Origin of the sequence: Natrialba sp. PRR66 (genome assembly GCF_034808065.1) — an archaeon.
GTDB classification, from domain to species: Archaea; Halobacteriota; Halobacteria; order Halobacteriales; family Natrialbaceae; genus Natrialba; species Natrialba aegyptia.
The window spans coordinates 940637-954104 of record NZ_JAXHGN010000001.1 but is presented as its reverse complement, the minus strand read 5'-3'; the positions used below and the strand labels follow the sequence as shown (position 1 = coordinate 954104).

At 63.3% G+C, this 13468-nt stretch carries 13 protein-coding genes; 6 read left to right on the top strand and 7 right to left on the bottom strand.

Annotation, left to right across the window (positions count from 1 at the left end; genetic code table 11):
- Positions 1-25: 25 nt before the first annotated feature.
- Entirely contained in the window at positions 26-196 is a 171-nt protein-coding gene (locus SM755_RS04540) for a hypothetical protein (RefSeq protein WP_006663959.1), read from the bottom strand.
- A gap of 434 nt (positions 197-630) precedes the next feature.
- Between SM755_RS04540 and SM755_RS04535 the strand changes: the two genes are divergently transcribed.
- Positions 631-984: a DUF555 domain-containing protein gene (locus SM755_RS04535; RefSeq protein ID WP_006663960.1), complete on the top strand. Its 354-nt coding sequence runs from the start codon at positions 631-633 to the stop codon at positions 982-984.
- Between the two features lie 77 nt (positions 985-1061).
- Entirely contained in the window at positions 1062-1601 is a 540-nt protein-coding gene (locus SM755_RS04530) for a CBS domain-containing protein (protein ID WP_006663961.1), read from the top strand.
- A gap of 84 nt (positions 1602-1685) precedes the next feature.
- Here the strand turns inward: SM755_RS04530 and SM755_RS04525 are convergent, their stop codons facing one another.
- Complete coding sequence (locus SM755_RS04525) at positions 1686-2099, bottom strand: PadR family transcriptional regulator (RefSeq protein ID WP_323171621.1); 414 nt, start codon at positions 2097-2099, stop codon at positions 1686-1688.
- 220 nt (positions 2100-2319) lie between these two features.
- On the opposite strand from SM755_RS04525, the gene SM755_RS04520 reads away from it, so the two are divergent.
- Positions 2320-2874, top strand: coding sequence for a hypothetical protein (locus SM755_RS04520; RefSeq protein ID WP_323171620.1), 555 nt, complete (start codon positions 2320-2322; stop codon positions 2872-2874).
- A 10-nt stretch (positions 2875-2884) separates the two neighbouring features.
- On the opposite strand, the gene SM755_RS04515 is transcribed toward SM755_RS04520, so the two are convergent.
- The 3 genes from SM755_RS04515 to SM755_RS04505 form a co-directional block, all read right to left on the bottom strand.
- Positions 2885-3865: an aldo/keto reductase gene (locus SM755_RS04515; RefSeq protein ID WP_323171619.1), complete on the bottom strand. Its 981-nt coding sequence runs from the start codon at positions 3863-3865 to the stop codon at positions 2885-2887.
- Positions 3866-3956: 91 nt separating this feature from the next.
- Positions 3957-4442, bottom strand: a complete 486-nt coding sequence (locus SM755_RS04510) for a hypothetical protein (protein ID WP_323171618.1) — start codon at positions 4440-4442, stop codon at positions 3957-3959.
- Positions 4439-6970, bottom strand: coding sequence for a penicillin acylase family protein (locus SM755_RS04505; RefSeq protein WP_323171617.1), 2532 nt, complete (start codon positions 6968-6970; stop codon positions 4439-4441). Before SM755_RS04505 ends, SM755_RS04510 begins: the two co-directional genes overlap by 4 nt.
- A 239-nt stretch (positions 6971-7209) precedes the next feature.
- Here SM755_RS04505 and SM755_RS04500 point away from each other — a divergent pair, with 239 nt between their 5' ends.
- Positions 7210-7566 (top strand): helix-turn-helix domain-containing protein, encoded by a 357-nt coding sequence (locus SM755_RS04500; protein WP_323171616.1) that lies wholly within the window; start codon positions 7210-7212, stop codon positions 7564-7566.
- Positions 7567-7586: 20 nt separating this feature from the next.
- On the opposite strand, the gene SM755_RS04495 is transcribed toward SM755_RS04500, so the two are convergent.
- Together SM755_RS04495 and SM755_RS04490 are read right to left on the bottom strand one after the other, a co-directional pair.
- Positions 7587-8033 carry a UPF0179 family protein gene (locus SM755_RS04495; protein WP_006663968.1) on the bottom strand — a complete coding sequence of 149 codons (447 nt, stop codon included), beginning with the start codon at positions 8031-8033 and terminating at the stop codon, positions 7587-7589.
- Positions 8034-8114: 81 nt separating this feature from the next.
- Positions 8115-8537: a DUF5820 family protein gene (locus tag SM755_RS04490; protein ID WP_323171615.1), complete on the bottom strand. Its 423-nt coding sequence runs from the start codon at positions 8535-8537 to the stop codon at positions 8115-8117.
- A gap of 550 nt (positions 8538-9087) precedes the next feature.
- Between SM755_RS04490 and SM755_RS04485 the strand changes: the two genes are divergently transcribed.
- The gene (locus tag SM755_RS04485) at positions 9088-11160 is read left to right on the top strand and encodes a serine protein kinase PrkA (RefSeq protein ID WP_323171614.1); all 2073 of its coding nucleotides are present in this window, start codon (positions 9088-9090) and stop codon (positions 11158-11160) included.
- A 1-nt stretch (position 11161) separates the two neighbouring features.
- On the top strand, positions 11162-13447 hold the full coding sequence (locus SM755_RS04480) for a kinase anchor protein (protein ID WP_323171613.1): 2286 nt from the start codon (positions 11162-11164) through the stop codon (positions 13445-13447).
- Positions 13448-13468: the final 21 nt, after the last annotated feature.

The following is a 13468-nucleotide window of genomic DNA, read 5'->3' as shown; positions in this document are numbered from 1 at the left end:
CCGAGCAAACGAGTTCAGCGAGTGATCAGGGCTGGGAGGCGTCGTAAGCGGTTTCGACGGTGTCGATGAGTCGGTGGATGGGCAGCGTGATTCCGGCCTGGCGGGCGGCGATTGCGAGCGGCATGGCGACGATACCGGCCACGATGCAGAGTTGGTACAGTGCGAACAGCGTTGCGCGGTAGACGCGGGATATCATCAGCGTTCAGTCGTGGGACAGACGGAGGTGATATATAAGCGTTTGTAAGATGGAAAAATCATAATGTTTGTTAATTCCAGATAGGGGCGACGCCGTCCTGCGATTCAAAACCACTTTCAGTTCGAGCAACTGAACCTGTACTCGTCCCGACATCCGGCTATGCAGGCGGGAATCGACTGGCTCAATTTGCATAACTTACAGGGATGATCGGATTCGCGTGCGCGCCAAGTCGCTGGCACACGCGGGTAATACTGCCGGACAAAACTATTCACACGTCGATCGCACTCGAACGGTCGTCGCCACAAGCGACGCTCCGTGAGACGCGATCGAGTGTTCACTGACTTTCGTCTGGCAGTATAAGCAACACTCGTGCGGTTGCTCTCCGGTCAGCATCGAACCGCAAGACAGGAAACCCCCCGGACCGACCAGGAAATATGGGCAATTACCTCGTCGCGATGGAAGCAGCATGGCTCGTTCGGGATGTCGACGCGATCGACGACGCGATCGGCGTCGCGGTCAGCGAAGCCGGCAAACGTCTCAACAGCGAAGATATGGACTACGTCGAAGTCGAAGTCGGCGCGACGGGCTGTCCCGCGTGCGGTGAGCCCTTCGATTCGGCGTTCGTCGCAGCCGAAACCGCGCTCGTCGGCCTCGCTCTCGAGATGGAGGTCTTCAACGCCGACAGCGAGGAACACGCCTCCCGAATCGCAAAGAGCGAAGTCGGCGGCGCGCTCCGAGATGTCCCCCTCTCCGTCGTCGAAATCATCGAGGTCCCCGAGGACGAATAGCCCCCGCGACACCCTGCTCCGGACGCGGACTGCCAGCCACCCAAAGGACTTTCTATAACCCCTGGTTATTCACCGATATGGAACTTCCCACGCCCGCGGACCTCCGCCAGCGCCGGACCGAACTCGAGTTAACGCAGAGTGAACTCGCCGACAAGGCCGAGGTCTCTCAGCCGCTGATCGCCCGGATCGAGGGCGGCGACGTCGACCCCCGCCTCTCGACGCTTCGACGGATCGTCAACGCGCTGGAGAAGGCCGAAAGCGACGTGGTGCGCGCGGAAGACTTGATGAACGAAGCCGTCGTGAACGTGTCGCCGGACGACCCCGTTACGGAAGCCGCACGCAAGATGGAAGAGGAAGCCTACTCGCAACTCGCCGTAATCCAGGACGGCATTCCCGTCGGTTCGATCAGTCAGAGCGACCTCGTCCACCTGGACGCTGCGGCCCGTGATGAGCCGATCGCGGACCACATGAGCGAGAGTTTCCCAACCGTCTCGAAGGACGCGACGCTCGATGAGATCAGTAATCTGCTGGAGCACTACAAGGCCGTCATGATCACCGAAGCCGGCGAGACGGTCGGCATCATCACCGAGGCGGACATCGCTTCGCGGTTCTCCTGATTCATCCCGTCGCCCACCCCGCCGAATCCGCGGTTACACTCGACCGGTGCGGACGTGCGCTGAACGATGCGGCCCGCGCGCCACTCACTCGACGGACGGCCGCGGCGCGCTCTCGTACCGTTGCATCTTCGCCGATTTATCGGAAATCGTCTCGTACAGGTGCTGGAGCGTCTCCTCCGCGGCGAGCAGATTGTGTTCGTCGAGAAACTGCCGCCCCTCAGCAGTAAGCCTGTAGAATTTCCAGGGATACCCCTGCTGGCGCTCGTCTTCGGACAGCTCTACCCCTTCGAGCATCCCGGCCTCGATCAGTTTCTGGACGTGTTTGTACACGGTCGCCTCGCTAACGCTCGGATTCAACTGCTCGAGTTCGTACATCGAGGGGAGTTGCTCGGGGTGTTGCAAGACGTTCATGAGCAGTGCAAATCGCGTTTCTTGGGTGACGAAGTGAAGGAGCTCGCGGGTGTTCGGTCCCTCGGACGTGCCGAGCCGGGTACTCATACGGCGGGCTACGTGCTGGGACACCAAGTAAGTTACTCTGGAGTAAATCACTCTCAAGTAAGATACTGAACTCGTCGAATTCCGATTGATTTCCGATACTTGTCCCTTACTTTCTCGGTCCTGGGGTCCTCTATCGTCCCTTTCTCGATTGAGAACGAAGAATCGGAAAATCGGAAACGACCCGGAAACTACTATGGTCGATTGCCGACACTCATTGCACATGACAGACTCAAAGCCAGCCGTCCCCGAGTCGGTCCTCACGAGTGCCTACGAGCGACTCGACCGGGAGGACATCTCGCTCGCGGACAACGAGGCCATCTTGCACTCGCTGAGCGAGCTGACGCCGATCTACGAGAGCGACCGCTCCTATTTCGTCCTCGGTAGCTACGACCGCGAACCGATCCGGCGGCTCAACCTCGTCGTCGACCGGTTGAATCGACGATCCGATGCCTACGCGTTCCGGATGGTCGACGTTCGCGGCGAGTGGGAAAACGGGATTCAGAAGTTCTGTCTCATCGCGGATCTCGTCACGCACGTCGTCGGCGTCGCCGAGAAGGAGCCGAGCGACTTCCTCGTCGAACAGGGGCTGCTCGCCGGCACGTCCGAGTTCTTCGAGAAGAGTCACGTCCTCAAGCGCGAGTACCCGGACGGCGAGGACGACCATCCCTTCGGCTGGATGCAGGACGGCGTCTTCGACCTGCTCGAGTCGGAGGGGCGACTCCACCGCTGGGAGACCGAGGCGGACCTGGTCGCCGCCGCCGAGGAACTCCCGTGATCGAGTTCGGCTACGAGTGGCCCGACACGGGAACCGGTTCGTACGGCTCCTCGAGATAGGCCATGTCGGACGCCGACAGCGAGATATCGAGCGCTTCGACGGCCTGCTCTAAGTGTTCGACGCTGGTCGTGCCGATGATCGGTGCGTCGACCCAGTCCTTGTGGAGCAGCCAGGCAAGGGAAATCTGTGCCATCGTGACGCCCTTTTCGGCGGCGAGTTCGGCGACGCGGGCGTTGATTTCGGGGCCGCCGCCCTCGCGGTAGGGGTGGTCGTACAGGTATTCTTCTGTCTTGCCGCGCGTCGTCGCGTCGATGTTCTCGTGGGGACGCGTGAGGTAGCCGCGGGCGAGCGGCGACCAGGGGAGGACGCCGACGTTTTCTTTCGCACAGAGCGGCAGCATCTCGCGTTCTTCCTCGCGGTAGACGAGGTTGTAGTGGTTCTGCATCGTGACGAACCGGTCGAGTCCGAGTCGGTCGCTCGCGTACAGCGACTCGGCGAACTGGTGGGCCCACATCGAGGAGGCACCGACGTACCGAACGTGGCCGCGGCGGACGGCGTCGTCGAGCGCGCGCATGGTCGTTTCGATCGGCGTGTCGTCGTCCCAGCGGTGGATCTGGTAGAGGTCGATCGCGTCCACGCCGAGGCGCTCGCGGCTGGCGGCGAGTTCCTGTTCGATCGCCTTTCGCGAGAGCCCGCCCGAGTTCGGGCCGTCGTCGCGCATCTGGAAGTAGGTCTTCGTCGCGACGACGGCCGCATCCCGGTAGTCGAACTCGGCGAGTGCGTCGCCCAGGATGCGCTCGGATTCGCCCCGCGAGTACATGTTGGCCGTATCGAAGAAGTTGATCCCGAGGTCGATGGCGCGCTCGATGATTTCGGTGCTTTCCTCCGCTTCGAGGACCCACTCGCGCCAGTCGCTCGACCCGAAGCTCATGCAGCCGAGACAGAGGCGGCTGACCTCCATGCCGGTGTTTCCAAGCGTCGTGTACTCCATGTGCAAGGCTCGACGAGCGGGAAGAAAACAGTTCTGTCCGGGTCGGGGCTGCGACCGTCGCCGATCGTCGTCCCGAGAGTCGGAGTTCGCGTTAGACGATTCCTCGAACCAACGAGCCGAGCACCGGCAGCCCGATCGCACTGCCGACGGTGAGATAGACGACCGGCCGCATCTCGAGAACAGTCGCGGTCGCGCCGCCCAGGCTGATCACGAAGACTCCGAGGGCGACCAGCCCGAAGCCGGCCGCGGCGGCGAGCGCGCGCCACAGGTTCGCGGAGACGAGACCCACGAGCGCGCCCGCGAGTACGAGTCCGAACCAGTGGAGCCACGCGAGCGCGAGCCCGATGACGGTCGTCAGGACGAGCGCGACGGCGCGCTGGCGCGGATCGGCTCTTACGACCGCAAGCCGACGCCCGAGTTCAGCGACGGGCGATCGGTTCCCATCAGCGGTGCCGGCATCGGTGTCGGTGTCGGTGCTGGTGCTGGTGTTGGTGGCGGTGTCGGTATCGTCATCGGCGTCGGCAACCGCCGTCGGTTCCAGCTCGGCGCGGTCGCCGTCGGTCGAGTCGCCGTTCATGAGCCGTCCTCCACGAACGAGACGTCCACCTCGCCGCCATCGACCGTCCGATCCATCGCTTTCTGCTCGCCGTTTCGCCACCGGTCGAACTGGTCGTCGTAGTGCTCGGAGAAGTAGTCGCCCGAGTTCCCGCCGGGGAGAATCGCCGTCGCGTCGCCGCCGGGTTCGACGACCATCCGCCAGCTCGAGCCGACGGCCGAGTCGACGCGGTAGTTTTTGACCGTCGCCCGCGACCCGTCGACCGGCCGCGTCTCGTAGTCCAGAAACGGCGCTTCGACGCTGAACGGATGCTCGATCGCCCGCGTCGAGTTCCAGTCGCCGTACGTGTCCCAGCCCGCTTCGTCGAGTTCGTCTCGCGCGGTCTCGAGTGCGGCGACCATCGTCTCGGCCCGCGAGCGCTCGGCGAAGAATTGGCTGTCGGCGGGGAGCGTCGCCACAACCCAATCGTTCGGGTAGTACGAGTCGTCCAGTCCCGCGTCGTCGAACGCGGGTTCGAAGAGTTCTCGCCGGTAGTGTTCGAACCAGCGGGCGAAGACGAGCGCACCGCGGGAGTCGCGGTCCATACGGTAGTCCCACGATTCGAGGGCATCGCGGGCGTCCACGAGCCCGCTCGTCTCGCTCGTTCGAACGGCGTCGAGAAGGTCGGGAACGAGTTGGGCCGCCCGGCCGTCGTACACGTCGTCCTGGAGGTCGCGGTGGAAGTCGAGATCGGTCGGTTCGCCGCCGTCGACGCGCTCGTCGAGTCGGTCGTAGATCCGCCGCCCGCGGTAGGGGGTGGCGTAGGCGGTCCCGACGTAGTGGGTGGGGTCGTCGGTCACGCGCTGGTTCGCCGTCGCGAGTACATCGGGGTCGATGACGTGGGGTTTCTCCTCGAAGGGGACGAATCCATCCCAGGAGGACTCGCCGAAGGGAGTGAAGCCGTCCCACTCCCCCTCGCCCGCGGAGCCGTCGAAAATCCGGTTTCCGGCCACCGCCTCGCCGTCGACCTCCCGAATCGGGAGCTTGCCCGTCGCGTAGTACATCGTCCGCCCCTCGGCGTCCGCGTAGACGAGGTTCTGCGTCGGCAGGTCGAACTTTCGGGTCGACTCGAGCACGTCGTCGAGGCCGCCGCTCCGACCGAACTCGTAGATCGCCTCGGTCGTCCGGGTCGCCGTGTGGCCGGTCCAGGCGACGCCGACGGTCTGGCCCTCGCGCTCGAGGACCGGCCCGTGAACCGTCTTCCTGACCGTTATCGTGCGGTTCTCGCCGCCCGCGACGGCGAGTTCGCGTTCCTCGGTCTCGAACTCGCGCCACTCATCCTCGTAGCGGTAGCGCTCGCCTGCCTCGTCGAACTCGTACTCGTAGCAGTCGAGTACGTCCGCGCCGACGTTGGTGAACGACCAGACGCCGCTATCGTTGGCTCCGGCGATGACGAACGGGACGCCGGGAAAGGTCACACCGCGAATCGAGACCTTGGGCGTCTCGACGTGTTGCTCGTACCAGAGCGGCGGCGTCATCAGGGTGAGATGCGGGTCGTAGGCGACGATCGGGGTTCCGCTCTTGGTGTGCTCGCCGGAGACGACCCAGCTGTTCGAACCGACGCCCGGCGGCGATTCGAATTTCGAAAGCCAGTTCAGAAGCGCCGGGCCGACGGCGGCAGTGTGCTCGGCAGCAGTACCCGTATCAGTATCAACGTCAGTACCGGTCTCGGTCTCGGACTGCCGTAATCGGCCCACAGCGTTCGCGTCTTCGCCTTCGGTTCCGTTGTCGGTCGCCGCTCCGGCTCCGTTTTCGCGCCCCGTCTCGCCGTCACTGCGTTCGTCTGCATCTTCACTCAGTCGCTCCCCCTCAACTGCGTCCCGAAGAATCGGCACGTCGTGATCCAGCCGCTCCGGATAGAGTTCAGCCGTGGTCTCCTCGCCGAGTCGATCCGCGAGCAGCGCCTGCCGCAACTCGGCGAAATTCCCGGTTAGATCCCACGAGATCTGTTTCTCCATCAGCATCGAATCGACTGGCGTCCACGGCTCCGGCTCGGCCCCGAGCAGTTCGAACTCGAGGGGGAGCTGCCCGTCTCCGATCACCGCGTTGACGCCGTCCGCGTAGGCCTCGATCAGCGGCCCGGCCGGCGTCTCGGCAACGTGGTCCCAGGTCGCCTCGGCCGCTCCCGCGAAGTCCATCGCGATGTGAAACGCGTCGTCCTCGACGGTCGACTCGCCGACGAGTTCGGAAACCTGTCCGCGCATGACCCGCCGCTGGAGGTCGAGCTGGAAGAGCCGATCGAACGCCTGCGTGTACCCGACGGCGAAATACGCCGCCGCCTCGTCGTCGGCCGCGACCGTCGGCACGCCGAACTCGTCGTAGCGGACGCTGGCCTCGCCGTAGGGACTCTCGACTGTGTCCGGGAGTGACCGATTCGCTGCGTCCCAGGCGTCGCCCGAGAGCGGTGCGAACTGATCGAGTAACTCCCGGGCGGACGTCAACGTGAGCCCGCCAACACCGGCGGCCAACACCCCGGCGAGGACACCCCGTCGCGTGGTATCAGTCTTCACATCCGATACCTGTTGCTAGTGGTACATAACTGTCCTGTTGGGACGATTCTCCGGGAGGTGTGACGGTCGCGGTGCCACTACGCAGCAAAACTCGGCCGGTTCCAGCCGATGTGCGCGCTGAACTCGGCCAGCGCCGGTCTGCGGAGACTCGCGAACTCGGCCGGACAGCGATAACGCCACGTTAGCTAGTTCGTTTCCGAACTGCTATAGTACTCCACGCTGTAGGGACTGTCAATCGAATGTCTTCCCAGCAGATCGATACCCGCGAAACCGACGCCGGTGCCTGCTCAGTCATCGAATCGCTCGAACAGATCGGCTCCCAGTGGCGACTGGCCGTCCTCCACGAACTGCTCTCGGGCGAACAGCGGTTCAACGAACTCAAGCGCTCGACCGGCGCGAACGCGCGAACGCTCTCGCGCGTCCTCGACGATCTCGGCGAGACCGGCTTCGTCGAGCGCCGCATCGAGGAGGACGCCCCGATCGCGACCTATTACAGCCTCACCGACAAGGGCGAATCCCTCGAACCCGTCTTCGACGAAATCGAGTGCTGGGCCGGTACCTGGCTCGAGGACGAGTCGGCGCACGAACAGAACTAATCGGACGGCAGCAACGGCGTTCAGTCCTCTTGTTCGAGTTCAACGAGCTGTAGCGATCGGTCGAGGTGACAATCGTCGTGTGGCGGGTCGCCGAGCATCTCGCTGATCCGGTACTCCTCGTCGAAGTCGGCACCGTCGGGCTCGCAGAACTCGTGGCTCGGGCACTCGACGTACGGACAGGGGCCGGCGAGACTCGCCTTGCTCCCGGCGAACGCCCCCTTCGTCGGAATGTTCGCGCGCACGGGGACGGGTTCGACTTCCACGGCGCGGACGCCGCCGTCGTGCATCGCACATTCGAGCGTCTGTGCGTTCTCGCGAACGGACGTGATGCGATAGGTCGTCCCCGTCGAGAGGTTGAGACACTGGCTCCGGTACGGACAGCCGGCACAGCCGTCGGCCTCGCCCTGGTAGATGAACTCGGTTCCCGGTTCGGCGAGCCGGGAGCCGACGAGCGTGACAGTAGACATAGTAGAGATAACTCACCACTCGCGGTTAAGCCTCACGTCCCGCCGTCTGGATCGATCGCTGAACGCGTCTCACCCTCTCCCTCACCCTCCCCCGCTCTCGCCAACTGATTCGCGTCCAGTGAACTCGTCGAGTCGCGCGAAGTACTGTTCGCGCGGGACCTGATAGCAGTCTCTATAATCGATTTCGCCCGCGTCGAACTGCCGGGCGAGTTCGAGCGCGGCAGAGAGCGCGTCGGATCGCGTTGAAAATTGGGTACCGCCGTCGAGGGTGATCTCGGGTTCGAGATAAAGGGTAACGTACCAGTCGTTTCGGCCGGTTGTGTCGGTTGGATTTTGGCCGGGGCGACGCGTGCGCTTGCCGTGGGTGAGATACAGCGTCGGGAGACAGGGGGCGGGGAGGTCGTTGCCGTTGAAGATATCGGGACGGTACGCCAGGACGAGGCGGCCGTCCTCGCCCTCGGCCCAGATGTCCCAGGAATCGGGGAGTGCTGCGAGATCGGTCATAGTGAAGGTAGGAGGACTGTCCCTAAATCTCCGTCGTCGCCGAGCGCTGAGTAGCGTTTCAGTTACTGCAACGAACCCGACTGTTGATATCCGTAGACATATCAGGTCCGGTACCGGAGCGCGCGCGAGTGGACCACGGCAATGCAGGCCGGCCATTTACGTCGCTCGGCACGAACTGTGGTCCACGATACCATTCGTCTGTAGAGAATAGTGGCATATATCTCCCGTAATAATCTCCTAATAAATACCTTTTGGGGCCAACGTTAAGTACCTGGATTACTCACTCATTAAATACTATCGGTATCCGTCCGTTGGACCGATTCACCCCACGCCCACCCTGGTACGTTGCCCACGCTTCCAGACGTGGTCACCGGCCATCGGTGAATGGTGGGAGTTCACACATGACAGAGAAAGCCGCTGTCGCCCGCATGGGTATGCCCTCTTCGAGAGCCCCCGTCTCGTTCCGGAGGGTAGCCGCGACGCTGAGGGTTGGCGATCGGACCGACTCTCGGCTCACGACCGACGGGGATCCACAACTGGCAATGATACAATGACCGGTGACATCGAGACACTCGAGCAACTCAGCACGGAGTACAAGGAATCGATGCCCGCGGACCTGCGGGAGACCAAGTCTTTCGACTGGTACCTAGAAGCGGTGTACGACGACCCGAAGATCACCCGGAACGCCCATCAGCGCGTTGCGGATATGTTCGACTACTATGGGACGACGTACGACGAGACCGAAGGCGTCGTCGAGTACCAGTTAGCCAGTGAAGACCCGTTAAACGACGGTGAGAACACCTTCTACGGGACCGTGATCCACCAGTCGATCCACGAGTTCGTCAACAAGGTGAAGTCGGGAGCCAGACGCCTGGGACCGGAACGGCGGATCAAACTCCTGCTCGGCCCGGTCGGCTCGGGGAAGTCCCACTTCGACAAGCAGGTTCGGGAGTACTTCGAGGACTACACGATGCACGAGGAGGGGCGGATGTACACCTTCCGGTGGACGAACCTCTGCGATGTCATCAAAGACCAGGACCCCGCCGACGATACGGTTCGGTCGCCGATGAACCAGGACCCGCTGGTCCTGTTGCCGTACGAACAGCGCCAGCGGGTGATCGACGATGTCAACGAGCGCCTGGATGCGCCGTACACGATCCAAAACGAGCAGTCGCTCGATCCGGAGAGCGAGTTCTACATGGACAAACTGCTCGCGTACTACAACGACGACCTCCAGCAGGTGTTAGAGAACCACGTCGAGATCATCCGCTTCGTCGCCGACGAGAACAAACGGCAGGGACTGGAGACCTTCGAGCCGAAGGACAAGAAGAACCAGGACGAAACGGAGCTGACGGGTGACGTTAACTACTCGAAGATCGCCATCTACGGCGAGTCGGACCCGCGCGCGTTCGATTACTCGGGAGCGTTCTGTAACGCGAACCGCGGCATCTTCTCCGGCGAGGAGTTGCTCAAACTCCAGCGCGAGTTCCTCTATGACTTCCTGCACGCGACCCAGGAGCAGACGATCAAGCCGAAGAACAACCCGCGGATCGACATCGACCAGGTGATCGTCGGCCGGACGAACATGCCCGAGTACAAAGACAAGAAGGGCGACGAGAAGATGGAGGCGTTCAACGACCGCACCAAGCGGATCGACTTCCCGTACGTCCTGTCCTACGAGGACGAGTCCCAGATCTACCAGAAGATGCTGAACAACGCCGACGTGCCGGACATCAACGTCGAGCCGCACACCCTGGAGATGGCCGGCCTGTTCGGCGTCCTCACTCGGATCGAGGAGCCGGACGCCGAGACGGTCGACCTCCTCTCGAAGGTCAAAGCCTACAACGGCGAAATCGACGAGGGCGACGACATCGACATCAAGAAGCTCCGCGAAGAGGCGGAGCAGACGGCCGAAATCGGCGAGGGAATGGTCGGTATCTCGCCGCGGTTCATCGGCGACGAGATCGCGGAGGCGATCATGGACTCGAAGCACCGACAGCGCGGCTTCCTCTCGCCGCTGACGGTGTTCAACTTCTTCGAGGAGAACTTAGAACACCACGGCTCCATTCCGGAGGACAACTTCGAGACCTACTACCGCTACCTCGAGACGGTCCGCGAGGAGTACAAGGAACGCGCCATCGAGGACGTGCGCCACGCGCTCGCCTACGATCTCGACGAGATCCAGCGCCAGGGCGAGAAGTACATGGACCACGTCATGGCCTACATCGACGACGACACGATCGAGGACGAACTCACCGGACGCGAGCAGGAACCCGACGAGACGTTCCTGCGCTCGGTCGAGGAGAAACTCGACATCCCCGAAGACCGCAAGGAGGACTTCCGCCAGGAAGTGAGCAATTGGGTCAGCCGCAGGGCGCGCGAGGGCGAGGCCTTCAACCCGCAGGACAACGAGCGCCTGCGCCGCGCCCTCGAACGCAAGCTCTGGGAGGACAAGAAGCACAACATCAACTTCTCGGCGCTGGTCTCGGCCAACGAGTTCGACGACGACGAGCGCTCGGCCTGGATCGACGCGCTGATGGAACAGGGCTACTCCGAGGGCGGCGCGAAGGAAGTGCTCGAGTTCGCCGGCGCGGAGGTCGCCAAAGCCGAGATGGAAGACTAACATGACCGGACACGACTACGTCACCGAGGCCGATCGCGAACTCGAAGAGACCTACGAGGAGCCGATGAGTCTCGCGGCGTACGTCGACCGGATTTTCGAGAACCCGACGATCGCCTCGCACGCGTCGAAGTACCTGCTCGAGGCGATCGAAGCCGCCGGGACCCGCACGGTAGTCGAAGAGGGCGAGGAGAAAGAGCGCTATCGCTTCTTCGACGATCCGCACAACGACGGTGAGCACGCGATTCTCGGCAACACGGAAGTGTTGAACGGGTTCGTCGACGACCTCCGGTCGATCGCCGCGGGTCGCGGCAAGGACGAGAAGATCATCTGGTTCGAGGGCCCGACGGCGACGGGCAAATCGGAACTCAAGCGGTGTCTCGTCAACGGCCTCCGGGAGTACTCGAAGACGCCCGACGGGCGACGCTACACCGTCGAGTGGAACGTCACCACCGCCGAGACGGGCGATCGCGGCCTGAGCTACGGCGTCGATCCGACCGCCGGCGACGACCAGAACTGGTACGAGAGCCCGGTCCAGGCCCATCCGCTGTCGGTGTTTCCCGAGCAGGTCCGCTCGCAATTGCTCGCGGATCTGAACGCCGAACTCGACGACCACGTCCCCGTCCGGATCGACACCGAACTCGATCCGTTCTCGCGGGAAGCCTACGAGTTCTTAGAGGAGCGCTATCGTCGGGAGGGCAGCGACGATCTCTTCTCGGCGATCGCCGACGACGAGCACCTCCGCGTGAAAAATTACGTCGTCGACCACGGGCAGGGCGTCGGCGTCTTGCACTCGGAGGATGAGGGCCGTCCGAAGGAACGACTCGTCGGCTCCTGGATGCACGGGATGCTCCAGGAACTCGACTCGCGAGGCCGGAAGAACCCGCAGGCCTTTAGCTACGACGGGGTGCTGTCGCAGGGCAACGGCGTCCTCACCATCGTCGAGGACGCGGCCCAGCACGCCGACCTCCTCCAGAAGCTGCTGAACGTCCCCGACGAGCAGTCCGTCAAACTGGACAAGGGGATCGGGATGGACGTCGACACGCAGCTGCTGATCATCTCGAACCCCGATCTGGAGGCCCAGCTCAACCAGCACGCCGACCGGAACGGCATGGACCCATTGAAGGCGCTCAAGCGCCGCCTCGACAAACACCGCTTTGGCTACCTGACGAACCTCTCGCTCGAAACCGAACTCATCCGCCGCGAACTGGCGAACGAGACGGAAATCTGGGAGGCCGAGAGCTACGACGAACTCGAAGCGCGCATCCGCGAGCCGGTAACGACGACGATCAAGGGCCAGGACGGCGACACGCGAACCCGCGAGTTCGCCCCGCACGCGATCGAGGCGGCGGCGCTGTACGCGGTCGTCACGCGCCTGGACGAGGAGAACCTGCCCAACGGGCTCGACCTGGTCGACAAGGCGCTGATCTACGATCAGGGATTCCTCCAGGAGGGCGACACGCGCCGGGAGAAAGACGAGTTCGACTTCGACGACGACGGCAACGACGGCGATCACGGCATCCCGGTCACGTACACGCGCGATACGCTCGCGGAGTTGCTCCAGACAGAGCGGGACCGCCACCACGCCGAACTCGATGTCGAGAACGTGGTTATGCCGCGCGACGTGCTGAACTCGATGGCCGAAGGGATGGCGAACGCGCCGGTCTTCTCGACGGGCGAACGCTCGGAGTTCGAGAACCGCGTCGTGCCGGTCAAGAACTACGTCTTCGACCAGCAGGAGTCGGACGTTATCGAGGCGATCATGCACGAGAAACGCGTCGACGAGGAGACCGTCGCCGAGTACGTCGAACACGTCTACGCCTGGGAGACCGACGAGCCGCTGTACAACGACCGCGGCGAAGAGGTCGAGCCGGACCCGCTGAAGATGAAGCTGTTCGAGATCGAGCACCTCGGGCGGTTCTCCGAGGACGAGTACCAGGGCAATCTCCCCAGAGAGAGCGTCAGGAACTTCCGCCGGGAGAAGGTGATCACGTCGCTGAACCGCCACGCCTGGGAGCACCGCGACGAGGATTTCTCGGCGGCGAACGTCGACCTGACAGCGATTCCGGTCATCAAGAGTGTCCTCGAGAGCCACGACTGGGACGACGTCAGCCGGACCTTCGAGGACTTCGACCCGCGCCAGTGGGACGACCCGCCAAGCGGGACCGAGACGGCCGCCGTCAAGGAGTCGACGATCGAGACGATGGTGGCGGAGTTCGACTACTCTGCGGCGTCGGCCGAACTGACCAGCAGACACGTCATGGGACAGGTGAGCTACCGATGGGATTGACAGCTGAGACCGTAAGCGAGC